The organism is Lentzea albida (assembly GCF_900111005.1).
In the GTDB taxonomy this organism is placed as follows: domain Bacteria; phylum Actinomycetota; class Actinomycetes; order Mycobacteriales; family Pseudonocardiaceae; genus Lentzea; species Lentzea albida.
The window spans coordinates 1040960-1067050 of sequence record NZ_FOFV01000001.1 but is presented as its reverse complement, the minus strand read 5'-3'; the positions used below and the strand labels follow the sequence as shown (position 1 = coordinate 1067050).

Below are 26091 nucleotides of genomic sequence, written 5' to 3'. Positions count from 1 at the left end.
GCGCATTAGGGTGGCCGGTCGTGGAGCACAAGCGGCTGAAGCTGTACGCCTACCTGGACGCGCGCGATCACCAGCGCACGTACCTGGCGATCATGCGCCTGTTCACCTCCACGCTGCTGGCCGACCTGTCCGCGGGCGAGGTCGCCGGAGCACTGGCCGGGCAGGAGCGCGAGGGCCGCGTCGAGCAGGGCGAGTCCCGCATCGAGAACGTCATCAACCGCCTCCGGCAGCTGGTCGAGTGGGGCAACCTCGTCCAGGGCCGGCGCGAGGTCGTCGCGGCCAGCATCGCCGAGTTCCAGCACGGCAGCGTCCGCTACCAGGTCTCCAAGCTCGCCGTCCGCGTCCAGCGCGACGTCGACGAGCTGCTGCGGGTCCCCGAGGGCGCCCGCGAGGTCTCCCGCGAGCTGCTCCCCGCGATCGAACGCGGCCTCAACGAGCTGGGCGGGTCCCTGAGCGTCGCGCTGCTCAACGAGGGCGACCGCACCAAGGAGCTGCTGGCCGAACGCGTCACCACCCTGTTCCTGCAGCACGCCGAGCTCGCGGCGACGGTCCGCGACTTCTACGCCTACCTCGGTCAGGTCGTCACGCGGAACCACCTGGCGCCCGAGGAGATCGCGGGCTTCCGGAACCTGCTGGTCGAGTACATCCAGCGGGTCGTCGAGGACGTCCTCAAGTTCACGCCCCCGATCGCCACGGCCCTCGCCGGGCTCACGAAGGCCCGCGCCGAACTGCTCCGGCTCCTCGGCACCGACCTCGGCCACAACGTCGAACGCGCTCGCGGCCGCACGCCGGAGGACTGGCAGGAGCTGACGGACTGGTTCGTCGACCGCCCCGGCCGCCCGAGCCAGGTCACGGCCCTCAGAGAGGCCACCGCGCGCGCCATCGGCAGCCTCCTCGCGAGCGTGAAGCGCGCGACGTCCGGCGGCGGCCTGCTCCCCGGCCGGCGTGCCGAGCTGCTCAAGCTCGCCGCCTGGTTCGACAGTTCGACCCGCGAGGAGGCGCACGAGATCTACGCCTCGGCGTTCGGCCTCTACAGCGCCCGGCACCTCTCCCCCGCGCCCGAGCACGACTCGGACAACGAGCGCACGCCGTGGCGCGACGGCCCGGTCTGCGACGTCACCGTGAGCGTCCGCACGCGGGGCGACCGGGGCGGGCGCGGCAGGCCGTCGCGGATCCTCGACGACCCGATGACCGAGCAGTCGCTGCTGGCGGAGGCCCGCGAGGCGGACGAGATCCGCGCACGGCACGTCGCCGAGCTGACGCAGGCCGCCGGGAACCTGGAGAACACGACGCTCACGCACGGCGCGTTGGAGGTCTTCTGCGAGCTGCTGACGCTCGCGATGGCCCAGCGCGACTCGCCGAACGACAGCGGCTCCGCGAGCGACCCCGTGCGCGGCCTCAAACTCGAGATCGCCCACGGCACCACGACGCAGATCAAGTCGGCCGCCGGCACCCTCACCCTGCACGACGCGACGGTGGCACTGAAGCGATGAACCACTTGGACACCCTCTCCGACATCGACGCCGCCAACGTGGTGCGGTGCGCGCGAACGTTGCTGCGCAGGCCTTTGCTGCGTTCCGACGGTCCCGACGGGGAGCTGCTCGGCCTCGTCTACCGGCACCGGGCGACGCTGCAGGACCTGTTCGCGGGCCTGCTCGGCTACCGGCTCGTCGTCGAACGGCGGTTCGCGCGCCTGTACAAGTCGGGCCCCGGCAACGACGACACGCGCGGCGTGCTCAGCATGTCCCCGCGCGGTTACGCGTACCTGGCGCTGACCCTCGCGGTGCTCACCGGCATCGGTCGGCAGACCCTGCTGTCCCGGCTCGTGGCCGACATCCGTTCCGCCGCGGTGGAAGCGGGCATCGACGCGCCGGACGACATCTCCGAACGGCGTGCGCTCACCGCGGCGCTCCGGCACCTCGTTTCCCTGGGGGTGCTGCACGAGACCGAGGGCTCGGTCGCGCAGGACGTGCTGCCCCAGGAAGCGCTGATCACGATCGACACCGACCTGCTGGGCCAGCTCGTGACGGGTCCGGTCGGCGAGGCGCAGAGCCCCGCCCACCTCGTCGAACTGGCCGCGCGCCCCGGTCCGCGCGGCATCGAGCACGCCGTGCGGCGCAGGCTCGTCGAGACGCCGCTGGTGCTCTACGCGGACCTGCCGGACGAGCAGGCGGACTGGTTGCGGCGCAACCAGCGCAAGGAGACGGCGTTGCTGGAGCAGGCCTTCGGCCTGCACACCGAGTGCCGCGTCGAGGGCGTGCTGGCCGCCGACCCCGAGGACTTCCTGACCGACCTGTCGTTCCCCGGCGTCTCGACGGTCGCGCGCATCACGTTGCTGGCGCTGCCGGAGCTGCTCGACGGCGAGGACGAGGACGCGCCGGCCCGGTACGCGGTCACCACCGAACGCCTGCGCGAGGTCTGCGCCGGGCTGGTCGAGGACTACCCCGCGGCGTGGTCGAAGCAGTTCACCGACGACCTCGACCGGCTGGTCGCCGAGGTGACGGAGTTGTTGCGCCGCATGGGTTTGGCCGCGCGCACCGAAGACGGCGCCTGGTCGGTCAGCGCGGCCGCGCACCGCTGGCTGCCGTCCCCCGACGGCGATCCCGAACGAGAGCAACAACCCGAACCCGTTGTGGTGCGCGAAGTGCCGAGCTGGTCCCTGTTCGACGAGGAGAACGTTTCATGAGCAGGTGGCGGCTGCACCGCGGCGGCGTGGTCAACATCTGGCAGTACACCGAGCAGACGTTCGACTTCTCCGGTGGCCGCGCGATCTTCCAGGGCACCAACGGGTCCGGCAAGTCCCGCACGCTCGAGCTGCTGCTCCCGCTGTGCCTCGACGGCGACCTGCGCCAGCTCGGCTCGAAGGGCTTCGACACCGTCAGCCTGCGGCGCCTCATGCTGGACGACTACGACGGCGGCCCGAACCGCATCGGCTACGCGTGGGTCGAGCTGATCCGCGAGGCCGCCGACCACTCCGGCAACGAGTACCTGACGTGCGGTCTCGGCGTGAAGGCGTCGAAGACCTCGCAGGCCATCACGGACTCGTGGCGGTTCGTCACGCCCCAGCGCGTCGGCACTGAACTGCAGCTCGCGGGCCCGGAACGCGTTCCGCACGGCCCGGCGCAGCTGCGCGACCTCATCGGCGCGGACTGCATGTTCGAGGAGCCGGCGTTCCGCGCGAAGATCGCCGAGACGGTCTACGGCGTGCCCGCGGCGCGGTACGGCGACCTGCTGCACCTCCAGCGGACGCTGCGCAACCCGGACGTCGGCCTGAAGGTGCTGGAGGGCCAGCTCGAACAGATCCTGTCCGACGCCCTGCCGCCGCTCGACCAGGCGATGGTCGAGCAGCTCGCGACGTCGTTCGACGACCTGGAGTCGATCCGCGAGAACATCGTGCGACTGTCCTCTGCGGACAGTGCGCTGTCGACGTTCCTCAAGACCTACCGGGACTACGCGTTCGGCGGGCTGCGCGGTGCGTCCGAACGGCTGGAGTCCGCCGAGAAGTCGGTGGCGAAGCTGCGGCGCGAGCAGGCGAAGCTCTCGCAGGAGCTCGACCTCACGCGCATGGAGCGCTCGGCGTCCGAGCAGGCGCTGGTCGACATGGAGACCGGGGAGCAGCAGGCCGAGGAGACGATCGCGGCGCTGAAGGAGCTGCCGGCGTTCCGCGACCTGCAGGACCTCAAGACGCGCGAGAACCTGGTGGCGCAGATGCGTTCCTCCGCCGTGGCCGCCCTGGAGACGGCCCACCGGCAGCGCGCGCAGGAGGACGCGGCCGTCGACACCGTGCTGCGCCTGCTGAAGCGCCTCGCGGAGGACCTCCAGGCCGCCGACGCGCTGAGCGAGCCGTTGCGCGAGAACCTGCGCCTCGCGGGCATGGACCCGGACCTCGCGCCGGACGTGCCGCAGGTCCCGGCCGTCGAGGCCGCGGTGACCACGGACTCCGTGCGCGCCAAGCCCGATCCCGAGGCGGGACCGCTGCCGATCGAACGCCGCGTGCCGCCCGCCGCCGCGACCGAGGACGTGCTGACCGCGCTGGCGTCGGTGACCGACCAGACCGCGGGCATCGCTTCCCTCGCGCGGCAACGGGGTGCGCTCGCGATGGCGCTGCACGAGCAGGCGCTGGCGCTGGACGCGCAGCAGCGCGAGGTGGAGTCGTTGCGGCAGAAGGCCCGTGACGCCCAGCTCGGCGCGACCGAGTCGACGTCGCTGCGCAACCAGGAGGCGCAGGAACTGGCCGAGGTCGTGCAGGCCTGGCTGGAGCAGGTCGAGGTGTGGACGTCGAGCGGTCCGTTGCTCGACGAGCGCCCGGCGGAGGCGTTGGAGCTGCCGCAGACCGCCGACCCGGCCGCCGCGAGGACGTTGAGCACCACCGCCCGCGAGTGGGCGGGGCCGCTCGTGCAGACGGCCCGCGACGCCGCGCACGCGTTCACCCAGCAGCGCGCCGACCTGCGCGCCCGCCTCGACGCGCTGGACGAGGAGCTCGTCGGCCTGCGTTCCGGCAACGAGCGCGTGCCGGTGCCGGGCCGGTACGTGTCGGCGAACCGCGATGCCTCTCAGGGCGCGCCGTTCTACCGGCTCGTGGACTTCGCGCCGTCGCTCACCGACGAGGAACGGGCCGGGCTCGAGGCGGCCTTGCAGGCGAGCGGCCTGCTCGACGCCTGGGTCACGCTGGCCGACACCGAACTGAACGACGTGCTGGCCGTCGCGAGCTCCCCGGTCGGCGGCCGCACCCTCGCGGACGTGCTCGTGCCCGCGGTCGAGGGCTCGCCCGTGCCGGAGGGGTTCGTCGCGGACCTGCTGCGCGCGGTGTCGCTGGACGACCAGGACACGCTGAGCCTCACCACGGACGGCGTGTGGCGCTCCGGCGTGCTGACCGGCCGCTTCACCAAGCCCGAGGCCGAGTTCATCGGCGCGGGTGCGCGGCAGGCGGCGCGTGGCCGTCGCATCGCCGCGCTGGAAGAGGAACTGGCCGACCTGCGGGCCCGGCTCGGCACCGCCGAGGACGAACTGGCGCGCGCCCACGAGCACGTCGCCACGTGGGAGGCGCACCTCGCGGCGTTCCCCGGCGACGGTGAGCTGATCGCGAAGCACAGCCGCGTCCAGGCGGCCGAGGAGTCGGCGGTGCGCGCGCGGCAACGCACGTTCGAGCTGCGGGAGGCGTTGGAGGACGCCCAGTCCCGGCTGGAGGCGGCGAGGTCGGAACTGACCCGCCAGGCCGGGGACGCCGGGCTGCCGCCGGACACCGAGGCGCTCCGCCAGGCCCGCGCGGCCGCCGGCGACGCCCAGCGGACCGCCGACCTGCTCGGGGACGCGGTGAAGAGGCGGTGCCAGGGCACGATCTCCGACCTCGCGGACGCCTCGCACCGCTACCACGAGGCCGTCGCCGACCGGCGGACCGCCGAGGCCGACGCCGACAGCCGGTGCGTCGACTACTCCGCCCAGGCAGGAACCCTGGCCGAGCTGACCGACGCGGTCGGCGGCGAGGCCAAGGAGATCAGCGAGCAGCTCACGTCGCTGGAGAAGTCGCGCAAGAAGATGCGCGAGGACCTCAAGGGCGTGCGGGAGAGCATCACGACCGCGCGCGAGCAGGCGGCGAAGCTGGAAGCGTTGCTGGAGACCAACTCCACGCAGGTCGCCGAGTCCGAGGAGGCGCTGGCGCGGGCGTCCGCGAACTTCGGCGCCACGGTCCGCGCGCCGGGCCTGGTGGTGGCCGCGTTCCCGGACCACGACGGTGCGTCCGACGAGGTCTCGGTCCGCGCGCTGATCGCGGAGACCGGCGACCGCCGCGGCGGCACCGAGGCCACCGTGATCGCGAAGCTGCAGGCGTTGCAGACCTCCCTGGCGGGCAGCCACGACATCGCCGCCGAACAGCACGCGGGCCTGCTCACCGTCACCGTGACCGGCGAGGAGGGCGCGAAGCCCGTCGCCGTCGCCGCCCGCACCGTGACGACGAAGCTGGCCGAGCAGCGCGGGTTCCTCGACGAGCAGTACCAGGGCATCTTCGCCGACTACCTGATCCGCGACCTGGCCGAGTGGCTGCGCGGCCAGATCACCGTCGCGGAGGACCTGACCAAGCGCATGAACGAGGTGCTCGGCCAGGCACGCTCCAGCCAGGGCGTGCACGTCAAGCTGGCCTGGAAGTCGTCGAGCGCGCTGGACGACGCGACGCGGCAAGCGCTTGCGCTGGTGCGCCTGCCGTTCGGCGAACGCACCCCCGAGCAGGACGCCACGCTGCGCCGCGTCTTCACCGAGCGGATCGAGAACGAGCGCGACACGCACTCCGGCGGCTACGCCGAGATCCTGTCCCGCGCCCTCGACTACCGCACGTGGCACCAGTTCACCGTGACCGTCGCCGACACGGGCCCGGACGGCGGCCCGCGCGAACGGCGCCTGAAGCAGCTGTCGTCGGGCGAGACCCGCCTGATCTCGTACGTGACGCTGTTCGCGGCGGCCGCGAGCTTCTACGACGCCGTGAGCGACGAGTTCGACCCGCTGCGCCTGGTGCTGCTCGACGAGGCCTTCGAACGCCTCGACGACCCGACCATCGCGCGCATGCTCGGCCTGCTGGTCGACCTCGACATGGACTGGGTGATCACCTGGCCGTCCGGCTGGGGCGTGTCGGACAAGATCCCGCGCATGCACATCTACGACGTGCTGCGGCCGAAGAACGGCCGGGGTGTGGCGTGCACGCAGACGACGTGGGACGGGGCGGCGCTGGACCGCATCGACCCCTGACGGGCGGGAAACTCCGCCGCGGCCCCTAGCCGAACGCCGGTGTGCCGCGGCGGTGCGGACGTGCTCCCACCGCCGCGAGCCGCGCCGGCGTCCAGATGTCGTCGCGGTCGTTCAGGCTCAGCTCACCACCGCGGCGCAGCAGCCACACGACCTCGTAGTCGAAGTGCAGCACCGCGTCGCCGGGCACCTCGTCGAGCAGCGCGACCGTCCGCCGGACCACGTCGTCGAGCTGCCGGGCGGTGTCGGTCTCCTTGTCGAGCCGGAACGCGACCCAGACCGTCGGTGTGAACCCGAGGTCGGACTCCACGACGCTCCACGGGCGGGGCTTGGCCTGGCCGACCCTGACCCACGTGCCGCCGGCGACGGCCACCCCGTCGAGGAGCTGGCCCAGCGTGATCTCGGGGTCGCCCGGCAGCACGGGCAGACGGCGCGCGACCTGGTCCGCCGGCAGCGGGGTCGCGATGTCGAGGCTGTACGAGAGGGCCACCTGTTGTTCTTCTCCCAAGCCTCAGAACGGCACCTCGGTGCCCAGCGGCGCGGCCCCGCGCCCCGCGAGCGCCCGGCAGAACTCGACCGCGTCGAGCTCCACCTCCGGCTCCCCCTCACCCCACACGCCACCCGCGGGCCCGGTGAGCCGCAACGACACCACCCGGCCGACCCGGTCGAACCACTCGCGCACCACGTCGTCGACCAGCACGCCGTCGTGCTCGGCCGTCAGCTCCACCGCGGCCCCGGTGGCCAGGGCGAGGTCGGTGCGGTGCATCCACGGGTCGCGGGTCATGATCACGTCGGAGAGGAACCCGAGCGTCCACGTCTCGTCGCGCCCGTTCACGTGCTGGGTCCCGGGCATGCGGCGCGCACGCACGAAACTCGGCATGCGACGACGTGCCTTCGCCGCTTTCGGGGCCACCTCGGCGAACCGGGCGACGATGGCGGCCGGGGTCATGCCGGCGCGTTCGTCCACCTGCAGGGCGGTCAGCTCGTCGATGAACACGCCGTCGCGCGCCTGGGCGGCCCTGGCCTGGCGCAGGCTCTCGCGCATCGACGCGGACATCTCGGCCATGCCGAGGACGTGCGTGGCCATCGCGCGCACGTCCCATCCCGGGCACGAGGTGGGCCTGTCCCAGTCGTGCGGGGCGAGGCCGGCGAGCAGGGCGGCGACCCGGTCGTACTCGGTCGCGGCGAGACGCATCGCGACCGAGCGGTCCAACGGTGACGTGCGGGGTCTGGCGGCGAGTGCTGTGGTCATCGGGAGCTCCTCAGGGATGGTCCTGGCAGGCCGACCTCGTCGGCGAACATGTCGATCACGCGGGGCAGTTGGCGGGTCCAGCGGTCGCCGCCGGGCTCGTTCGCGAGCTGTCGTTCGAGCAGGCCTCCGCACAGGGCGAGGAAGAGGTCGGCGTCCGCGCGGTCGGGGACGCCGAGCCGGTCGAACGTCTCGTGCAGCAGGCCGATCACCTCGACCGACGGCGCGTAGGCGGCCTCGGACGGGACGAAACCGGGGATCGAGCGCTGGTTCAGCAGTTGGTAGCGGGCGACGTCGGTGATCGAGAAGGCGAAGAAGTGCTCGGCGATCGCGAGCAACGCCTCCCTCGGCGCCGCGGGCAGGTCCTGCTGCCTCATCTCGTCCAGGAAGAGGGTCCAGGCCTGCCCGAACATGGCGTCGTAGATCGCGTTCTTCGAGTCGAAGTGCGAGTACAGCGACGGCGACCGCATGCCGATCATGGCCGCGACCTCGCGCAACGTGACGGCGGCCAGGCCGTCGCGGCGCGCGATCTCCCACGCGGCGTCGACGATCTCCCGGCGGGTCGCCTCACGGCGTTCGGCTTGCCTATCACGATTAGGCGCGGCGCTCATGGTTAGGCAGCCTCCGCTCACCGGGTCGTTCTGTCAAGGCCTAGGTTGGTGCCGTGACCGAGTACGACCGCCCCGAACTGGCCGAGTTCTGGCGCCTCGCGCGCGAGACGATGGAGGGTGGTGGCCGCTCGGCGTTCAGCTTCCGCGTCGAGGACGCGGGCACCGCGACCGTCCTCGGTGAGCTGCTGCGCAAGCCGATCGCGCACCCCGCCCGCCGCCAGATCTCGCTGGCACGCCTGGACGAGCACATCCGCGCGCACGGCAGCACGTTGCCCGAGGTGCTCGAATCGGTGCACGGCAAGCCGATCGGCCTGTCCACGTCCGAAGAGGCCTCCACGGCGGACGCGGTGCTGAAGTTCGCGTTGCGCGAGAACGGGTTGCTGCACGAGCCGTGGACCGGCGAGTGGATCGAACACGTCCGCCGGTACGGCAAGATCCCGCAGCCCGCGCTGCCGATGATCGCGAACCAGGCCGCGTCGATCCTCGCGCGGCTGCACGCCGAGCCCCGCCGCTGGACCACGCGGTTCGCGTTGGCGGGCAACGACCTCGACGACGGCCGCCCGCTCACCCGGATCGTCCACAAAGCACTGGCGCTGGCCGGGCTCGACTGGGAGCGCGCGGGTGTCCTGCCCGACGCCTACAGCGACCCGGTCCTCACCTCACAGGGCTACCTGACGCTGAACGACACCCTGGAAGCGCGGGAGGTCACCGTCGTCCGCAGCCCGCGCCTGCTCGAGTCCGGTCTGCCCGGCACGCTGGTGGTGCTCCCGCGCGGCCTGACGCCGCAGGCGAAGCACCACCTCGACGGCAAGACGGTGAAGTGCCACAACGACTTCACGCCGGACGGCCTCCGCGTCACCAACGAGGTGCTCGCCTGGACCGGTGGCACGGCGTGGCGGATGTCAGCGCAGGACTACCGCGACGCCGTGGCCACGCTGGTCGCCCGCGGCGTGGAGCTGCCGACGCTGAACAGCCGGCCGGAGACCGCGAGCTGGGACCCGCACCTGGCGGACACCATGGCCACGACCGGGCTCGTGGTCACCGAGGAGCACGTGCTGCCGTCACTGCTCTGACTGAGCGCCTGACCAGCTCTGCAACATCCGGAAAGCGATCGACGCGCCACCAGCGAGCCCGAGCCCCGGGACGCTGCCCGGTTCCTCGATCGACCGCCGCACGTCGGCCCGCGACACCCACTTCGCCTCCGCGATCTCGCCCTCGGCGAGCGTCAACGGGTCGGCTGGGTCGGCCACGGCCTCGAACCCGATCATCAACGACCGGGGGAACGGCCACGGCTGCGAGCCGAGGTAGCGGATGTCCCGGACGGTGACGCCGACCTCCTCGCAGATCTCCCGCGCCACGCAGGCTTCGAGCGACTCGCCGGCCTCGACGAACCCGGCGAGCACGGAGAACCGGCCCTCGGGCCACTCCGGGCCGCGCGCGACGAGCACCTGGTCCGCGCCGTCGTGCACGAGGCAGATCACGGCCGCGTCGGTGCGCGGGTACTCCTCGCGCCCGCACCCCGAGCAGACCGACGTCCAGCCGGACTTCTCGAGCACGGTCCTGGCGCCGCACTTCGCGCAGTACTTGCCGAGGCGGTGCCACTGGAACAGCGCGGCGGCCGTCGTGAACAGCCCGGCCGACGTGTCGTCCAGCGTCGCGCCCGCCTGGCGCAGGTCGAGCCACTGCGGCTCGTCCGTGAGCTCGGGCGGGCCCCAGGCGCGGCTCGGCGGTGTCGCCTCGCCCTCCTCGGCGGGCATCAGCACGGCGAAGTACGCCACGCCGTCCTGCTCACCCAGCAGGACGGCGTTGACCGGGGGCAGGTCGCCGAACTCGACGGCCGGCCGGTCGGCGAGCCTCGTGCCGCGGTCGGCGACCAGGGTGCGGCCGCGCGTGTCCACGACGATCATCCGGGCCTTGGGCCAGAGCGCGGCGAGCTTCTCGTCGTCGCCGCGCAACGGCTCGCCCCGGTCGATCGCGGACCGCGACAGCGCCGGTAGCCCGATCAGGTCGAAGCTCACTGGAACGAGACTCCACCCAGTGCGGACAGCTTCGGCTTGAGCAGGTCGGCGTCACCGACGAGCACACCGGTGAAGTTGGCCGGCGCGAAGAACTCCAGCGCGGCCGCGGCCACCTGCTCGGGCGTGACGGCCGCCAGTCGCTGCGGGTGCGCGACCAGCCAGTCGAGGCCGAGGCCCAGCGCGACGAGGTTCACGAGGAACGACGCCAGGCCGCCCTGCGAGGACGTGCTGGTGAGCAACGTGCCGACGGCGTAGCTGCGCGCGGTGTCCACTTCGGACTCCGACGGCGGCACGAGGCCGAGGCGCGCCAGTTCGTAGCGGGTCTCCAGCAGCGCCGCCGCCGTCACGTCCGACGCCGTGTCGGCGTCGATCAGCAACGTCGCGCCGTGCACGGTGAACTCGGGGTGCGACCGGGCGCTGTAGGTGTAGCCCTTGTCCTCGCGGATGTTCTCGACCAGGCGCGACGAGAAGAACCCGCCGTAGACCAGGTTCGCGAGCTGCAGCGCCGGGTAGCGCTCGTCGGTGCGCGGGATCGCCTGTGCGGCGAGGCGGATCTGCGACTGAACGGCACCGGCGCGGTGCACCAGCGCCACGTCGCCACCGGACACCTTCGGCAGCGGCGGCAGCTGGACGGCCTCGCCGTCGCCCTGCCACGCACCGAGGGCGTCGCCGATCTGGGACACGGCCTCGGCGGGCTCGACGTCACCGACGACGACCAGCACCGAGCCACGCGGCAGCAGCGCCTTGCCGTGCAGGGCCACCACGTCCTCACGGGAGACGGCGGCGACCTCGTCGGCCTCCGGCATCTCCTTGGCGTACGGGTGGTCGCCGTAGAGCAGCTTCTGCAGCGCCTCGCGGGCGATGACGCTCGGCTGCGACCGGGCGAGCGTGATGCGCTCGACCAGGCGGGCGCGCTCGCGCTCGACCTCGTCGGCCGGGTAGGCGGCGCCGGTCAGGACGTCGGCCAGCACCTCCAGCACGGTGCCGAGGCCGCTCGCCAGTGCGTTGCCGGTGAAGCTCAGGCGCTCCGGGTCGACCACGGCGTCGAGCTCGCCGCCGACCAGCGCCAGCTCGGTGTCGATCTCGACGCGCGAACGCGTGGACGTGCCCGTCAGCACGGTGTTCGCGAGGATCTCGGCCGCCGCGGAGTGCTGGGAGCCGGCGCTGGTGCCGGACGGGTCCGCGAACGGGACCCGCAGGCGCAGCTCGACCATCGGCACGGTGGCGCGGCGGACGGCGATGACGCGCAGGCCGTTCGGCAGCGTCGTGTCCACAGTGGACAGCTCCGCGGCCGCCTTCTGCTCGCCCAGCGGCGGCAGCGGGCGCGGGCCCGTTGCGGTGCGCCCGATCTCCTCGGCGGTGCGGTGGGTCTTTGCCGAGGTCACTGGGCTCCTCCGGTGGGCTTGACGAGAAGAAGGGCGCGGGAGTCGGGACGCAGCGCCTTGGCCGCGGCGGACACCTCGTCGACGGTCACCGAGGCGATCCGCTCCGGCAGTTCGTAGATCAGCTCGGCGCGGCCGAACAGCAGCTCCGCGGAGCCGAGGCCCAGCGTGCGGTTCGTGAGCCGGTCGTGCTCCTTGTGCATGGTCGACGCCCAGCGGGCCGTGACCTTCGCGAGCTCCTCGGCCGACGGCGGCTCCTGCGCGAGCTTCTGCAGCTCCTCGTCGATGGCCGCGACGACCTGGGCGGCCTCGACCTCGGCGGCGTGGATCGCGGTGATGCTGAACGTGTCCGGGTCGCGCGCTTCGAGCGGGCCGAACAGGCCGCAGCCCGCGTTCAGGTCGATCACGATGCCCTCGCGGTGCACGAGGCGCTGCTGCAGGCGCGAGCTGTCGCCGTCCGCGAGCACGCCGGCGAGCACCAGGTAGGCGAGGTAGCCGTCGATGTCGGTGGTCGGGTCCGGCACGCGGTAGCCGATCGCGATCGCGGGCAGCGGGGCCAGCGCGTCGCCGTGCTCGTGGCGGACCTCGCCCTGCGGGGCGGGCTCGGCGAACGAGGGGCGCTCGGGCTTCGGCCGCGCGGGCACGTCGCCGAAGTGCTTCTCCACCAACGCCTTCGTGGCCTCGACGTCGAGGTCGCCCGCCACGGTCAGCACCGCGTTGGCGGGGCTGTAGTAGGTGTCGAAGAACTCCGCGCAGTCGTCGACCGTCGCGCTCTCCAGGTCGACGAAGTCGCCGTAGCCGTTGTGCGCGTTGGCGAACGTCTTGAACAGCACCGCGGGCAGCAGGATCCAGGGGAACCCGCCGTACGGGCGGTTCAGCACGTTGAGCCGGATCTCCTCCTTCACCACGTCGATCTGGTTGCGGAGGTTCTCCTCGGTGAGCTTCGGCGCGCGCATGCGGTCGGCTTCGAGGAACAGCGCCCGCTCCAGGGCCGCGCTCGGCAGCACCTGGTAGTAGTCGGTGTAGTCGGGGTGCGTGGACCCGTTGAACGTGCCGCCCGACGACTGCACGTGCCGGAAGTGCGCCAGCTTCTCGAGGCTCTCGCTGCCCTGGAACATCAGATGTTCGAAGAGGTGCGCGAACCCGGTGCGCCCTTCGGGCTCGGAGCGGAAGCCGACGTCGTAGTGCACGCTGACGCCGACGACCGGTGCGCTGGCGTCGGGGGCGAGCACCACCCGCAGGCCGTTGGGCAACGTGAACCTGTGCAGTTCGGGTGAGGCCATGGAGCAAGCCTACGGGTTCGGCGCCCGGAGCGATCGCAGGTGGCCCGCCTGGGCGAGCACGCCGTCGAGCGCCCCGAGGAACGCGGGGAAGCCGCGCCGGAAGTCGGTGGCGTTGCCGTACCAGTAAAGGTCCTGCTGGCCGAACGTGGAGAGCCAGTGCTCGGTCGCGCCGAGCACCACCGCGTACGGCAGCGACCGGGAGAACACGAGCTCGCGGTCGGCCTCGGGGACGTCCGCGGGCGTCACCCCGTGGAGGTACCCGCGCAACCCCCGGACGTGTTCGAGCAACTCGCTGCCGCGCCTGGTGCGCGCGGGCATCGACCGCGCACCGAACGCGAGCGCCACACCACCGACCGCGACCGCGAGCCCGAACAGCGCGTTGCCGACCGTCAGCGCGAGCACGACCGTGGCGGCCACGCCGAGCACCGCGATCGCGATTCCAGCCCACCAGAACAGGTTCCGCTCGGCGTCCGGGCGGCGCGCGAACCAGCGCTTCTCCACGACGTCGGCGTAGAGCCGGTCGCGGACGTGCGCGAGGTCGATCTGCCGGCCGCGCAGCTCGGACACGCTCACCGCGTCGGTCCCCTGCGGCAGCAGGGCTTCGCAGACGGCCTTCTCGTACCCGGACAACGAGTCGTCGACGGGGTTGCGGCGCACGATCTGCCAGTCGTGACCCTCGGTCTCGGTGATCCAGAGGTAGTTGCGGACGGCGAGGTCGATCACCGTGGCGGTGACGTCGACCACGTCCACGTGCTCGTCGACGACCGTGCCGACCTGGCCCGGCAGCACCCCGTCGGGCGAGGCGAACGCGACGCGGCCGTCCTGGTCGCGGACCAGCACGGACACCGCCCCGACCTCGCTGGCGAGCGCCGCGGCGTCCCGTCCGCGCAGGTACCAGAGCAGCGCCACACCACCGAGCAGCAGCACGAGCAGCGCACCGAGCGCGGCACCGCTGACCGGCGTGAGCGCGAACGCGGCCGCGAGACCGGACTGCTCGACCACGACGGCGTTCGGGGGCACGACCCCGGCGGACAGTCCGATCGCGACGTCCACGCGTTCCCCGGCGCCGAGCTTGATCTCCTGCGCCCGCACGCCCTTGCCGTCCGCGAGGTCCGCGCTCGTGCACGGCTGCGACGACCCGACGGGACCGGCGAGGCAGTTCACCGACGTCGGTGAGTCGGGTGCGGAGAACGAGAGCGCGACCCTGTCCAGTTCGGTGTCCCAGCCGCCCGCGATCTGCCAGCGCACCTCCAGCACGTCGCCGACCGGCGCCACCGCGCCGACGACCGTGTAGGTCAGCGTGGAGGTGCCTTCGAGCGTGACGGTGAAGGTGTCGTCACCCGTGGAGGTGCTGCCCTTGCCCTCGACCTTCGCGTCGGTGACCTCGTACAGGCGCTCGAGGTCGTTGCCGACCGCGAGTCGCAAGGGGACGGTCCGCTTCACCGTCCTGCCCTCGGGCACCTGGACCGTCTCGGTGACGGACAGCCGGGCGTCGCGCTCCAGCTTCAGCCGCACCTCGGTGCTGACGGTGCCGGGAAGGGGCTGCGCGAGCGCGCCGGCAGCCGTCCCCGGAGACGTGACGGACGTCAGCGCGACGGCGACGAAGATCGCCGCACCCCAGTTCTTCAACACGGCTGCGGACAATAGCGGAGTCCTCATATGCTCCGGCGGACTTTCGAACGGACGCCACCTGGGGGATCTCCGGCGATGACGCAACCACCGCCACCGGGCACCTGGCCGCCGCCACGCCCGGCAGTTCCGCCGCCGGCACCTCGTCCGATCCAGGGACAGTCGCGTCCGCCGATGGGTCGACCGCCTGTGGGCGCACCACCTCAGTACGGCGCGCCTCCCGCGTACAGGCCGCCGCCCGGCCGTGCGCCGCTTCCGCCGCCCATGCCGATCGGTCCGCCACCGCCGTACGGCGCGCCTCCTCCTTACGGCCCACCTCCCGGTCGTGCCCCGCTCCCCCCACCACACCCGGTCATGCCGCCGCCGCGTCCGGTCATGCCCCCTCCGCAACCGACGTGGGGCCACGGCCACCCCGGTGCGTACGCACCCCCGCCCTACCCCATGGCCCCGCCGCGCCGCAGCAGCAGCGGCCCGATCGTGGCCCTGGTCCTGGGCGGAGTGGTCGTCCTCGGCCTGGGCGCGATCGGCGTCTTCGCGGCGGCCCTCAACAGCAAGGTCAAGGACACGGGCTACTCGAACTACACGACGTACAGCCCGACCTACACCTACACGTCGACCACCGCGGAACCGACCACCACGACCACCCGCCCCACCACGACCCGCACGCCGAGCACCCAGCCGACCCCGGCCGGTCCCAAGGCGGTCTACAAGCTCGCCGACCACCCGATCTTCGCGACGAACGTCGGCGCGAACGACTTCGACTCGTGTCCGTTGCCGCGGATGGAGTACAGCCCGGCAGGGGAACGCAGGTTCCTCGAGGCCGCGCTGCCGTGCATCGAGAAGGCGTGGCAGCCGGCGCTCAAGGCCGCGAACCTGCCGTACCAGCCGGCGGAGCTGCAGGTGTTCACCGGCACCGTGCAGACGCCGTGCGGGTCGCGGCAGAACAACACGACGGCGATGTTCTGCCGGGGCGTCATCTACTGGCCCGGCACGTTCTACGCGAACGAGGGCGGCTCGACGGTCCGGCACCCCGGTGTGTACCTGGGGCAGCTCAGCCACGAGTACGGGCACCACCTCCAGTGGCTGACCGGCATGCTGCGCGCGGCCGACCAGGCGCAGTACGACGTCGGCGGGTTCGACACCCCGAAGGGCCTGGAGCTCAACCGCAGGCTCGAGCTGCAGGCGACGTGCCTCGGCGGGATGACGCTGGCGCCGTTCTCGCACAAGAACGTCATCCCGATGGAGGTCGTGAACACCGGTCTGAGCGACGCGGGCAAGCGCGGTGACTACAACCGCAGGCCCGACCACGGAAGTGCGCCCAACAACGAACGTTGGGTGATGCACGGCCACAAGCAGAACAAGATCAACGCGTGCAACACCTGGGGCGGCGAGTTCCGCGGACGTCTCGTGAACCGAACGCCCGGCCCGCGCGTCTCCAGTACGGGGACGTGTTAGCCCGGTCGGGGGACGGGCGATCCCGGTCCGCCTATGCTCGTACCCGACCCAGGATGACCAATGGGGGGACCTCAGGCGATGACGCAACCACCGCCGGGCACCTGGCCGCCACCGCGCCCGGTCGGCCCGCCGCCGATGCCCGCACCGCTCGGGCAGCGTCCGCCCCAGGGCCCACCGCCGCCCTACGTCCAGCCGCAGGGCCCGCCACCGGGCTACTACGGCCCGCCGCCTCCCGGCCAGGTCATGCCTCCGCCGCAGCCGGCGTGGGGCCCACCTCCCGGTTACGGACCGCATCCGGGGGGACCGCCGCCGCGGCGCAGGAACAGCGGCGCGATCGTCGCCCTGGTCCTCGGCGGTGTCGTGATCCTCGGCCTCGGCGCGGTCGGTCTCTTCGCGGCGACGCTGAACAGCAAGGTGAAGGACACGGGCTACTCGAACTACACGACGTACAGCCCGACGTTCACGCTCCCGAGCACGACCGAGGAGGCCGCGGCGACGACGACCGCGCCGCCCACCTCGGCCTCGCGCACCCCGTCCGCCCCGGCGACCCCGGCCGGCCCGAAGGCCGTCTACGCGCTGGCGGACCACCCGTTCCTCAAGCCGGGCTTCGGCGCGAACACGATCTCCGGCTGCGGCCTGCCCGCGATGGACTACTCGCCGGCGGGCCAGGACCGCTTCCTGCGCGCCGCCCTGCCGTGCATCGAGAACATGTGGAAGCCGGCGCTGCAGGCCGCGAACCTGCCGTACCAGCCCGTTGAGCTGCACGTCATCACCGAGACCACGCAGTACCCGTGCGGCACGGTCCGCGCGGACCAGACGGCGCGGTACTGCCAGGGCGGCATCTACTGGACGGCGAACGCGTACGCCGCCGAGCGCAACCCGAACAACCCGAACCACCCCGGCAAGTACCTGGGCCAGCTCGCCCACGAGTACGGCCACCACGTCCAGTGGCTCACCGGGATGCTCAAAGCGTCGGACCGCGCGCAGTACGACGCGGGCGGATGGGATACTCCGAAGGGCCTCGACCTGAACCGCCGGATGGAGCTGCAGGCGACCTGCTTCGGAGGCATGTCGCTGGCCCCGTTGTCGCACGGCGCCATCCCGATCGACGTGATCAGGGTGGCCCTGACCGACGCGGGCAACCGCGGAGACTACGACATCTATCCGACGAAGGACCACGGCACACCGCAGAACAACGCGACCTGGGTAGACCGCGGCTACAAGACGAACAAGGCGTCCGAGTGCAACACCTGGGCCGCCGACCCAGGTTCCGTCTCCTAGGAAGGGGAGAGCGTGACCCGACCGGCCCAGAACAACCCTGTCCTGCTCGCCGGGGTCTTCGTGCTGGTGGTCGCGTTCGTCCTCGGGATCGGTCAACTGGGCCGTCCCAGAGTGGTCACGGGTCACGCGCTGGCGGACTCACGCCAGGCCACGACCCCGTCGACCGAGCCGTCGACGGCGATCCGGCCGCGCGCGGTCTACCGGCTGGCCGACCACCCGCTCCTGGTGAAGCCGGTCGCGCTGGCGCCGGTCACCTGCTCGCTGCCGCCGTTCGGCGTCTCGGACGGACAGCTCGCCGCCTACTACGCGGCGGGCGTCGAGTGCCTGGACGCGGCCTGGGGCCCGGTGCTGACCGGCGCGAACCTGCCGTTCGACAAGCCCGTCCTGGACGCCTCGCCGACGTTGAAGGACGGCCCGTGCGGCGCCGCGCCGCAGTCGGACCACGCGGTGGCCTACTACTGCGGCCGCAACCGCACGATCTACATGCCCACGTCCCGCCTGCGCGACAACGGCGGCGGTGAGGCCCCGGCGACGCACCTGGCCACGCTCTCGCACGAGTACGGCCACCACGTCCAGGCGCTGACCGGCCTGCTGCGGGCGGCGGACCTGAAGATCACCGACGCGGGCGAGAAGAGCGCCGCGGGTCTCGAGATGTCGCGCCGGATCGAGCTGCAGGCGAACTGCTTCGCGGGCATGTTCCTGAACTCGGCGTCCGGCCGTGGTTCCGTGACGGCGAACCTGGCGCGCCAGGCGCAGGAGGACTTCCAGTTCGCCGTCGAGGAGAAGCCGGAGGACAACGCGCACGGCTCCGCCAGGAACCAGGCGCAGTGGGCGTCCGCGGGCTTCAAGGCGAATTCGACGGACGCCTGCAACACGTTCGCCGCTCCGGCGCCCTCCGTCGGTTAACGGAGCCGGGCCCGCTCGTCCACGTACCGCGTGGGCGTGCCGAGGAACAGCTTCGCGTCGCCGACGGGCCCGTAGGCGAGGTTCAGCGTGACCAGCAGGTAGTTCCAGCCGCCGTCGCGCGGACGCGCCCACCGGTGGTTGATCTGCCAGCGCAGCCACTCGCCACGGGCGAGCCGCACCGGCGACGGGCGGTGCTGCCGGCGTGGTGTGGCGATCATGGTGTCCTGCAGCTGCACGGCGAGGACCCCGTCGTCCTCGCGCAGGCTCAGGGCCATCCGGTCGGGCTCGGCGCGCTCCGGGGCCCAGTCCGGGGCGAAGTCGTGCCACTGCAGCAGGCGCACCTCGTGCACCGCGGGCCTCAGGTGCGGCAGCGGGAACGCCTCCGGCACGGCGTTGCGCCGGGTCGCCTCGGGCTCACCCCGGGACTGCTTGGTCCACTCGGTGCGCACCCACTGCACGACGACGTCCACGCGGTCATGGAATCAAACGAGGCCCGGCTGGGCGACCGGATTGACGGCCGGCAGCACGACGCGGAACACGGCGCCTTCCGCGGACCGCTCGCAGGTCAGGTCGCCGCCGTGCGCACGGACCACGCCGCGGGCGATGGCGAGGCCCAGCCCGGAGCCGCCCGAACGCCGGTCGCGGGCGTCGTCGAGGCGCACCAGCCGGTCGAAGATCCGTTCCCGTTCGGCCTCGGGGACGCCCGGCCCGTTGTCGGAGACGGTGAACCCGGTCAGGTCGACCCGGATGCGCACGGTCCCGGACGGGCCGGTGGCCTGCCGGGCGTTGTCGACGAGGTTCGCGAGCACCTGCGCGAGCCGTTGCCCGTCACCGACGACCGCGACCGGGACGCCCTCGGCCGCGATGTCGAAGTCGGGCGCCACGAACCGGGTCCGCGACACCTCGGCCTCCGCGAGCGCGAGCAGGTCGACCGACTCGCGCTGCATCTCGTACCCGGCGTCGAGCTGGGCCAGCGCGAGCAGGTCGTCGACGAGCCGCCCGGCCCGCCGCGCCTCCCGGACCAGCAGGAACGACATCTGGTCGCGGTCGGGTGAGTCGACGGGCGCCTGCACGAGGGCCTCGGCGACGGCCTGCACGCCGGTGATGGGCGTCCTCAGTTCGTGGGCGGCGTCGGCGACGAACCGCCGTGTGCGTTGCTCGGAGCCCTCCAGGGAGTCGAGCATGCCGTCGAACGCGGCCGCGGTGCGCCCGAGCTCGGTGTCGGTCCGCGACGGGTTGAGCCGCCCGCCCCTGTGCCCGGCCGCGATGGCCTGCGCCAACGACGTCATGGCGTCCAACGGCGCCAACGCGCGCCGCACCACCACGACGATCAGCACGCCGGTGACGGCGATCGCCCCGAGTCCGAGGATGAGCAGCAGCTTGCGCAACCGGTGCTGCGCCTGCGAGATCACCTCGGTGTCGGCGTAGAGGGTGATCTTGTTGCGGCCGAAGTTGCGGACCCTGCTCTCGAGCTCGCCGCCGTCCGGCACGCTGCCGACCTTCGTGCCGTTGGGCAGGTCGATGGTGACGTGGATGTTCCGCTTGCTCAGCGCGCCGACGACCTCGGCGGGGCGCCTGCCGTTCTTCAGCATCTCCACGGCGCGGTTGCCGGAGCTGACGAGCACCCCGTCGACGTCCTTCGAGGACTGCCCGGCGAACGTCCGGTCGACCGAGATGACCAGCGCCACGAGCACGAGGAACAGCACGAGCAGCACGGACACCGCGACCCGCCGCCGCAACGAGACCGTGCGGAGGTTCATTCTTCGGCCCGCAGCACGTACCCAAGGCCGCGCACGGTGTGCACGAGCCGGGTGCCGTGTTCCTCGAGCTTGCGGCGCACCGCGCTGACGTGGACCTCGACCAGGTTGGGGTCGTAGTCCTCGTAGCCCCACACGGCCGTGAGAATCTGCGTCTTCGACACGACGCGCCCGCGTTGCGCGGCCAGGTACACCAGCAGGCGCAGCTCGGTCGCCGTCAGTTCGATCGGCCGGTCGGCGCGCATGACGACACCCGCGTCGGCGTCCACGACCAGGTCGCCGACCTGGACCGTCGACGGCGTGCGGCCGAGGCGGCGCAGCACCGCCGACACCCGCGCGACGAGCTCGGCCAGCACGAACGGCTTGCCCACGTAGTCGTCGGCGCCGCCGGCGAGGCCGCGCAGCCGGTCGGGGACGCCGTCGCGCGCGGTCAGCATGACGACCCCGGCGCCGGACGAGCGCCGGATGACCTCGAGGAGCTGGAAGCCGTCGCGGCCGGGCAGCATCACGTCGAGCACGACCAGGTCGGGGCGGAAGCGGCCGAGGTCGGTCTCCAGCTGGCGCCCGTCCAGGCGGTGCTGCACCTCGTACCCGGACTCGCGCAACGCGGACGACACCGCGGCGCCGATCGCCTCGGCGTCCTCGATCACCAACACCCTGGCGGACACGTGTCCATTCTGCTGATCATCGGGACTTCGGGCGACTCGCCTTCAGCTCGCGCTCAGAATGGGCGCGCACGCTGGTGCGCATGTCGAAGAAATCAGCGTGGGCCGGCGCCATCGTCGCGGCCGTCGGCCTCACCGTCGGCGGCATCGCGGTCGCGACGGCGGCCGAGGGCCCCGACGGCCCGCCCGCGGCGTTCGCGGAACGCCACCCCGGTGGTCCTGGCAAGGGCGGTCCCGGCAAGGCGAAGCTCAAGGACAGCACGCTCGTCGTCGGACGGGTCAAGTCGGTCGAGTCCGGCAAGCTCACGATCACCAAGGACGACGGCGGCGAGGTGTCGTTGACCACCGACGGCTCGACGAAGCTGCGCGGCGGCGACCTCGCGGGCCTCAAGGCCGACCAGCGCGTGACCGTGCGCGTGAAGGACGGCAAGGCGCTCAACGTGGCGCTGGCGAAGGCGCAGGAGCGCGGCACCGTCAAGGACGTCAACGGCAACAACGCGACGTTGGTGCAGGTCGACGGCCTGCAGACGCCGCTCGACCTGTCCGCCGTGAGCGAGAAGCCGAAGAACGGCGACCTCGTCGCGGTGACCGGCACCGTGTCCGACGGCAAGACCATCAAGGTCGAGAAGCTGCGTCAGCTGCCGAAGTAAAACCTGGGCTCCACGCGGGCCGCCGCGTCTGCGAACATCGCAGTGTGGCGGTTCCGCGAAGCCCGGACAGATGGGTGTTCATCCTGCTGGTCGTAGGACTGGTGGGGATCGGGGTCGCGGTCGCGCTTCTGGTGCCCGCCAGGATGTTGGGCGCCGAGGAACCCCCCAGACCCGTGATGGCGACAGTCGTCGAGAGCGGGTCGTGCGGCTCCGGCATGGACACGGTGGAGTGGGACGCCGACGGCCAGAAGAAGCAGGCGAAGCTCGACGGCTGCGGCCACACCAAGGGCGAGAGCGTCGAGATCGTCAACACCGGCGGCGAGGTGGTGTCGTCCGCCGCGTCCGTCCCGGCCGGACTCCCGGTCGGGCGCCGCCTCACCGCGCTGCTGCTGTGCATGGCGGCGCTGGCGGGCGGCTTCTACGCGTTCCTGTTCCGCTACGCGCCTCTGCGCGCGCCGGCCGTGCTGCCTACTCCGCGTTCCTGACGCTTCCGAGCGCCTTGACGACGTCGTGCGTCAGGCCGACCACGTGGTCGAGCTCGTCGGCGACGGCCAGGTCGGTGAAGGTGAAGCAGGCGAGCCCGTCGGCGATCTCCAGGACGGGCACCTGGTAGGGCTTGAGCGCGGAGACGACCCGCGACCCGGGGTCGACCGTCGCGTCCGCGGGGAGTTCCGGCGCGTCGAACACCACCACGAGCGCGACGGTGGTCGTGCCGTTCTGCACCCCGACCGCCTTGCTGGGGGCGTACGAGCTGATGACGGCGACCCTGACCGCCCGTCCCTCGTGAGTTCCCGCCACCGCCACGTTCGGCCCGACGTCGGGCAGGCCCTTCAGCAGCCCGGCCGGGACGTGTTCCTCCTTGGGAACGTGCGTCCAGCCGACCGTCTTCGCGTAGCGGTCGACCGCGCCGGTGGCCTCCTTGGAGGAGCGGAGCCTCGCCTCCTCCTCGCCGGTCTTCGTGATCGACACCAGCACCACCCCGACCAGCAGGACGAGGCCGGCCACCATCAGGACATCAGGAAAACTCATGCATCCCCCCGAAGAGCGTTCCCCCGCACGACCTGCCATTGGACAGGCCGCACGGGCGAAAGTCACTCCTCGCCGGGCGGAGTCACCTTCTTGACGTAGAGCAGCCGGTCGCCCGGCTCGATCGCGTCGGCCTCCGGGGCGTCCACCCGGTAGAGCGTCCCGCCCCGCACCACGCCGAGCACTATGTCGGGCAGGTGCCGCGGCGAGCCACCGATCTCGGACGGCTCGACGTCCCGTTCGGAGATCGCGAGACCCTGGTCGGGCGTGAGCAGGTCCTCGACCATCGCCACCACGGACGGCGTGGCCGTGGCCATGCCGAGCAGCCGCCCCGCCGTCTCCGACGACACGACCACCGAGTCGGCGCCGGACTGGCGCAGCAGGTGCTCGTTCTCGCGTTCCCGCACGGACGCCACGATCTGCGCCTTGGGGGCGAGCTCGCGGGCCGTCAACGTCACCAGCACCGCCGTGTCGTCCCGGTTCGGCGCAACGACGATCGCGCGCGCACGGGCCGCACCGGCGACCCTCAGCACGTCGTTGCGCGTACCGGACCCGTGCACGACCACGAGCCCCTTGGCGGTGGCCGCGTCGAGCGACTCCTGCACGGTGTCGACGACGACGATCGAGCCGGGCTCGACACCGTCACCGAGCAGCGCGGCGACAGCCGACCGCCCCTTGGTGCCGTACCCCACGACCACGACGTGGTCCCTCACGACCCGCCTCCACTTTTGAATGCGCAACGCCTGACGGGAGCGCTCGGTGAGAACTTCGAGTGTCGTGCCGACCAGCACGATCAGGAACAGGACCCGCAACGGCGTGATGACCAGGACGTTGACCAGCCGCGCCGACGACGACGCGGGCGTGATGTCGCCGTAGCCCGTCGTCGAGAGAGACACCGTCGCGTAGTAGAACGCGTCGAGAAGACTGACGCCGTCCTCGTTGACGTCGCGATACCCGTCGCGATCCAGGTAAACGATCAACACCGCGAGCATCAGCGCCGCCATGGCGCCGATGACGCGTTTCAGGATCGCGCGGACAGGGCTCTCGACCTTGTCCGGCATCCTGATCACGCCGACGAGTGAGTGCGACGCTTCGTCGGTCAGGCTCATCAGGGCACCCTCTTCGCGATCTCCGCTTCGGCGAGCATCCGCCACAGGTGAGCGGCCGCCTCCGCGCCTTTGAGGAGCAACGGCACCACTACGCGCTCGTTCGGCGCGTGGACGCGATCATCCGGCAACGTCGCGCCGAGGTAGACGAGGGGCACCCCGAGCTTCTGCTGGAGCACCGCCGCGGGCCCGGACCCACCGGCCCGCGCGAACCGGACGGGCTGGTCGAAAGCCATCTCCACGGCCTTCTTGACGGTGGCGTTGGCGGGGTCGTCCGGACTGATCGCGTACGGCGGCACCCCTTCACCCCGAATGGTGACGGTCGCGGTGATGCCGTCCGGCGTGTGGTCCTCGACGAACCTCCGGAGCTGCGCCGTGGTCCTGTCGGGGTGCTGGTCGGGCACGAGCCGGAAGCTGATCTTCGCAGTGGCACTGGCGGGAATGATCGTCTTGAAGCCGGGCCCGGTGTAGCCGCCGCTGATCCCGTTGACCTCGGCGGTGGGCCGCACCCACAACCGTTCGTACGTCGTGTAGCCGGGCTCGCCGTGCGTCTTCTGCGCGCCACCACCGTTGCGCTTGAGCCAGTCCCGCTCGTCGAACGGCAGCGACCCGTAGTCCTCGCGCTCCTTCGCGGACGGCTCGCGAACGTCGTCGTAGAAGTGCGGGAGCTGGATCCTGCCGTCGTCGTCGTGCAGCGCGGCGATCAGTTTGGCGAGGGCGGTCGCGGGATTGGGAATGGCACCACCCGCGCGCCCGGAATGAACGTCCTCGGTACCGCCTTCGAACACGATCTCGGCGCCGAGAACACCCCGTTGCCCGGTGTTGACCGTGGGCGCGTCACGTTCGTGCAATGCCGTGTCGGTGAACACGACAAGATCGCATTCGAGTCGCTCTCCGCGATCTTCGAGCGTCTTCCGGAAGTGCGGCGACCCCGATTCCTCTTCACCTTCCACGAACAACTTGAGCGTGACACTCGGCGCGCTCTGCTTCGTGGCCGCGAGATGGGCCTTGACCGCGAGCAGGTGCATCGCGACCTGCCCCTTGTCGTCGCTGGCGCCCCGGCCCCGGATCTCCTCCCCGACGACCCGCGGCTCGAACGGCGGGTGCTCCCACTTCCCGACGGGATCGACCGGCTGCACGTCGTGGTGCCCGTAGACGAGCACGGTCGGCGCGTCCGGGTCCTCCGCCGGCCAGCACGCGAACACCGCCGGGAGCGCGGGGCCCTCGTCCCAGACCTCTACCTCGGGCCAGCCGTCCTGCTTGAGCTGGGTCGCCAGCCAGTCGGCGGATCTGCGCACGTCGGGGTGGTGGGCCGGGTCGACGCCGATGCTCGGGATCCTGAGCCAGTCGCAGAGGGTGGGCACGAAGGAGTCGGTCAGGGCGGTTATCGCGGCTCTTTCGGGGTTGGTGGGCTGTTGCGCGCGTTCGGGGGCGGGCTTGGCGTCAACGGTCCGTTCGGCACCCTGGGAGCCAGCCGCCTCATCACGCTCGGCGCCAACGGTCCGCTCGGCACGTTCAGCACCAGCCGACCCGTCACCGTCCTCCGCGCCGGCCGGCCTCTCCGCACGCTCAGCACCAGCGGTCCCGTCACCACCCTCCGCGCCGACCGGCCTCTCCGCATGCTCAGCACCAGCGGTCCCGTCGACACCATCGGCGTCATCGGTCCGCTCACCACCCCCGGCGCCGACCGCTCCCTCAGCGCGCCCAGCTGCACCAGCCCCCGCGCCGTGCTCACCATGCTCGGCGTGAGCGGTCCGTTCGGCGTGAACGGTCCCCTCACCGAATCCGGTGCGTTCGGCGTGAACGGACCGCTCAGGACGTTCGGAATGACGAGAATCACCTGCCACGCCCGTGGAGAATAGGCCAGCCCCGCCTCGCCTACGTGGCGTAGGCATGACAGGGTGACTCCATGGAACCAACCCGTTCCCGAACGCGGTCGGCGCTGGCACTGGCCGCACTGCTCGGCCTCGCGGGCGCCACCCACTTCGCCAGGCCGAAGTACTACGACGCGATCGTCCCCCGCGCACTCCCCGGCACCCCGAGGCAGTGGACGTACGCGTCAGGTGTGGCCGAACTCGCCGTGGCAGCCGCGGTGGCCACCCCCCGAACGCGCCGCCTGGGCGGCCTCGCCGCCGCAGCGCTGTTCGTGGCCGTCTTCCCGGCGAACGTGAAAATGGCTCTTGATTTCCGGGACAAATCCCCCAAAGCCCGCGCCATCGCCTACGGCCGCCTGCCGCTGCAGATCCCACTTGTCGCATGGGCGTGGAAAGTCGCGAAAGCCACCAACGACCACCCTGGGTAATCCTTAACCAAGTATCCCGCAAACGCTGTCATTTCCCGC

At 71.9% G+C, this 26091-nt stretch carries 24 protein-coding genes; 11 read left to right on the top strand and 13 right to left on the bottom strand.

What is annotated here, in order from left to right; all coding sequences use genetic code 11:
• Positions 1 to 20: 20 nt before the first annotated feature.
• The 3 genes from BMY74_RS05180 to BMY74_RS05170 are packed head-to-tail and all read left to right on the top strand — an operon-like array spanning position 21 to position 6735.
• Positions 21 to 1493 (top strand): DUF2397 domain-containing protein, encoded by a 1473-nt coding sequence (locus tag BMY74_RS05180; RefSeq protein ID WP_089910022.1) that lies wholly within the window; start codon positions 21 to 23, stop codon positions 1491 to 1493.
• Positions 1490 to 2686, top strand: coding sequence for a TIGR02678 family protein (locus tag BMY74_RS05175; protein ID WP_089910018.1), 1197 nt, complete (start codon positions 1490 to 1492; stop codon positions 2684 to 2686). The genes BMY74_RS05180 and BMY74_RS05175 overlap by 4 nt, the downstream gene beginning before the upstream one ends.
• Positions 2683 to 6735, top strand: a complete 4053-nt coding sequence (locus BMY74_RS05170) for a TIGR02680 family protein (protein ID WP_089910016.1) — start codon at positions 2683 to 2685, stop codon at positions 6733 to 6735. Before BMY74_RS05175 ends, BMY74_RS05170 begins: the two co-directional genes overlap by 4 nt.
• A gap of 25 nt (positions 6736 to 6760) precedes the next feature.
• Here the strand turns inward: BMY74_RS05170 and BMY74_RS05165 are convergent, their stop codons facing one another.
• Genes BMY74_RS05165 through BMY74_RS05155 form a run of 3 tightly spaced genes read right to left on the bottom strand, consistent with a single transcriptional unit; the run spans position 6761 to position 8592 of the window.
• A complete protein-coding gene (locus tag BMY74_RS05165) occupies positions 6761 to 7222 on the bottom strand; it encodes a SitI3 family protein (protein WP_089910013.1) in 462 nt (153 codons plus the stop codon).
• A 21-nt stretch (positions 7223 to 7243) separates the two neighbouring features.
• Entirely contained in the window at positions 7244 to 7984 is a 741-nt protein-coding gene (locus BMY74_RS05160) for a maleylpyruvate isomerase family mycothiol-dependent enzyme (RefSeq protein WP_218159509.1), read from the bottom strand.
• Positions 7981 to 8592 (bottom strand): TetR/AcrR family transcriptional regulator, encoded by a 612-nt coding sequence (locus tag BMY74_RS05155; RefSeq protein ID WP_089910010.1) that lies wholly within the window; start codon positions 8590 to 8592, stop codon positions 7981 to 7983. Before BMY74_RS05155 ends, BMY74_RS05160 begins: the two co-directional genes overlap by 4 nt.
• Positions 8593 to 8645: 53 nt before the next feature.
• Between BMY74_RS05155 and BMY74_RS05150 the strand changes: the two genes are divergently transcribed.
• Positions 8646 to 9665, top strand: coding sequence for a DUF2399 domain-containing protein (locus BMY74_RS05150; protein WP_089910008.1), 1020 nt, complete (start codon positions 8646 to 8648; stop codon positions 9663 to 9665).
• Here BMY74_RS05150 and nudC read toward each other — a convergent pair.
• Genes nudC through BMY74_RS05130 form a run of 4 tightly spaced genes read right to left on the bottom strand, consistent with a single transcriptional unit; the run spans position 9654 to position 14907 of the window.
• Entirely contained in the window at positions 9654 to 10610 is a 957-nt protein-coding gene (gene nudC / locus BMY74_RS05145) for an NAD(+) diphosphatase (RefSeq protein ID WP_089910005.1), read from the bottom strand. The genes BMY74_RS05150 and nudC overlap by 12 nt on opposite strands.
• Positions 10607 to 11995: a M16 family metallopeptidase gene (locus BMY74_RS05140; RefSeq protein WP_089910002.1), complete on the bottom strand. Its 1389-nt coding sequence runs from the start codon at positions 11993 to 11995 to the stop codon at positions 10607 to 10609. The genes nudC and BMY74_RS05140 overlap by 4 nt, the downstream gene beginning before the upstream one ends.
• On the bottom strand, positions 11992 to 13275 hold the full coding sequence (locus BMY74_RS05135; RefSeq protein ID WP_089909999.1) for a M16 family metallopeptidase: 1284 nt from the start codon (positions 13273 to 13275) through the stop codon (positions 11992 to 11994). The genes BMY74_RS05140 and BMY74_RS05135 overlap by 4 nt, the downstream gene beginning before the upstream one ends.
• 9 nt (positions 13276 to 13284) lie before the next feature.
• On the bottom strand, positions 13285 to 14907 hold the full coding sequence (locus BMY74_RS05130; RefSeq protein WP_089909996.1) for a DUF2207 domain-containing protein: 1623 nt from the start codon (positions 14905 to 14907) through the stop codon (positions 13285 to 13287).
• Positions 14908 to 15279: 372 nt separating this feature from the next.
• On the opposite strand from BMY74_RS05130, the gene BMY74_RS05125 reads away from it, so the two are divergent.
• The 3 genes from BMY74_RS05125 to BMY74_RS05115 are packed head-to-tail and all read left to right on the top strand — an operon-like array spanning position 15280 to position 18546.
• Positions 15280 to 16359, top strand: a complete 1080-nt coding sequence (locus tag BMY74_RS05125; RefSeq protein WP_245785918.1) for a neutral zinc metallopeptidase — start codon at positions 15280 to 15282, stop codon at positions 16357 to 16359.
• Positions 16360 to 16419: 60 nt separating this feature from the next.
• Positions 16420 to 17640: a neutral zinc metallopeptidase gene (locus BMY74_RS05120; protein WP_245785893.1), complete on the top strand. Its 1221-nt coding sequence runs from the start codon at positions 16420 to 16422 to the stop codon at positions 17638 to 17640.
• Positions 17641 to 17652: 12 nt separating this feature from the next.
• A complete protein-coding gene (locus BMY74_RS05115; RefSeq protein ID WP_089909990.1) occupies positions 17653 to 18546 on the top strand; it encodes a neutral zinc metallopeptidase in 894 nt (297 codons plus the stop codon).
• On the opposite strand, the gene BMY74_RS05110 is transcribed toward BMY74_RS05115, so the two are convergent.
• The 3 genes from BMY74_RS05110 to BMY74_RS05100 are packed head-to-tail and all read right to left on the bottom strand — an operon-like array spanning position 18543 to position 20971.
• The gene (locus tag BMY74_RS05110; protein WP_089909987.1) at positions 18543 to 19016 is read right to left on the bottom strand and encodes a hypothetical protein; all 474 of its coding nucleotides are present in this window, start codon (positions 19014 to 19016) and stop codon (positions 18543 to 18545) included. The genes BMY74_RS05115 and BMY74_RS05110 overlap by 4 nt on opposite strands.
• Positions 19017 to 19028: 12 nt before the next feature.
• Entirely contained in the window at positions 19029 to 20306 is a 1278-nt protein-coding gene (locus tag BMY74_RS05105) for a sensor histidine kinase (protein ID WP_089909984.1), read from the bottom strand.
• Complete coding sequence (locus tag BMY74_RS05100) at positions 20303 to 20971, bottom strand: response regulator transcription factor (RefSeq protein ID WP_089909982.1); 669 nt, start codon at positions 20969 to 20971, stop codon at positions 20303 to 20305. Before BMY74_RS05100 ends, BMY74_RS05105 begins: the two co-directional genes overlap by 4 nt.
• 80 nt (positions 20972 to 21051) lie before the next feature.
• Here BMY74_RS05100 and BMY74_RS05095 point away from each other — a divergent pair, with 80 nt between their 5' ends.
• Positions 21052 to 21618 carry a single stranded DNA-binding domain-containing protein gene (locus BMY74_RS05095; RefSeq protein ID WP_089909979.1) on the top strand — a complete coding sequence of 189 codons (567 nt, stop codon included), beginning with the start codon at positions 21052 to 21054 and terminating at the stop codon, positions 21616 to 21618.
• Positions 21619 to 21662: 44 nt separating this feature from the next.
• Positions 21663 to 22103 carry a hypothetical protein gene (locus BMY74_RS05090; protein ID WP_143091447.1) on the top strand — a complete coding sequence of 147 codons (441 nt, stop codon included), beginning with the start codon at positions 21663 to 21665 and terminating at the stop codon, positions 22101 to 22103.
• Here the strand turns inward: BMY74_RS05090 and BMY74_RS05085 are convergent.
• The 3 genes from BMY74_RS05085 to BMY74_RS05075 form a co-directional block, all read right to left on the bottom strand.
• The gene (locus tag BMY74_RS05085; RefSeq protein ID WP_143091446.1) at positions 22087 to 22647 is read right to left on the bottom strand and encodes a hypothetical protein; all 561 of its coding nucleotides are present in this window, start codon (positions 22645 to 22647) and stop codon (positions 22087 to 22089) included. The genes BMY74_RS05090 and BMY74_RS05085 overlap by 17 nt on opposite strands.
• Before the next feature lie 62 nt (positions 22648 to 22709).
• Complete coding sequence (locus BMY74_RS05080; protein ID WP_089909971.1) at positions 22710 to 23753, bottom strand: potassium channel family protein; 1044 nt, start codon at positions 23751 to 23753, stop codon at positions 22710 to 22712.
• The gene (locus BMY74_RS05075; RefSeq protein ID WP_245785892.1) at positions 23753 to 25114 is read right to left on the bottom strand and encodes a M20/M25/M40 family metallo-hydrolase; all 1362 of its coding nucleotides are present in this window, start codon (positions 25112 to 25114) and stop codon (positions 23753 to 23755) included. The genes BMY74_RS05080 and BMY74_RS05075 overlap by 1 nt, the downstream gene beginning before the upstream one ends.
• Positions 25115 to 25165: 51 nt before the next feature.
• Here BMY74_RS05075 and BMY74_RS46040 point away from each other — a divergent pair, with 51 nt between their 5' ends.
• Together BMY74_RS46040 and BMY74_RS05070 are read left to right on the top strand one after the other, a co-directional pair.
• Entirely contained in the window at positions 25166 to 25612 is a 447-nt protein-coding gene (locus BMY74_RS46040) for a hypothetical protein (RefSeq protein WP_245785891.1), read from the top strand.
• A 47-nt stretch (positions 25613 to 25659) separates the two neighbouring features.
• Entirely contained in the window at positions 25660 to 26052 is a 393-nt protein-coding gene (locus BMY74_RS05070) for a DoxX family protein (RefSeq protein WP_089909964.1), read from the top strand.
• Positions 26053 to 26091 lie beyond the last annotated feature (39 nt).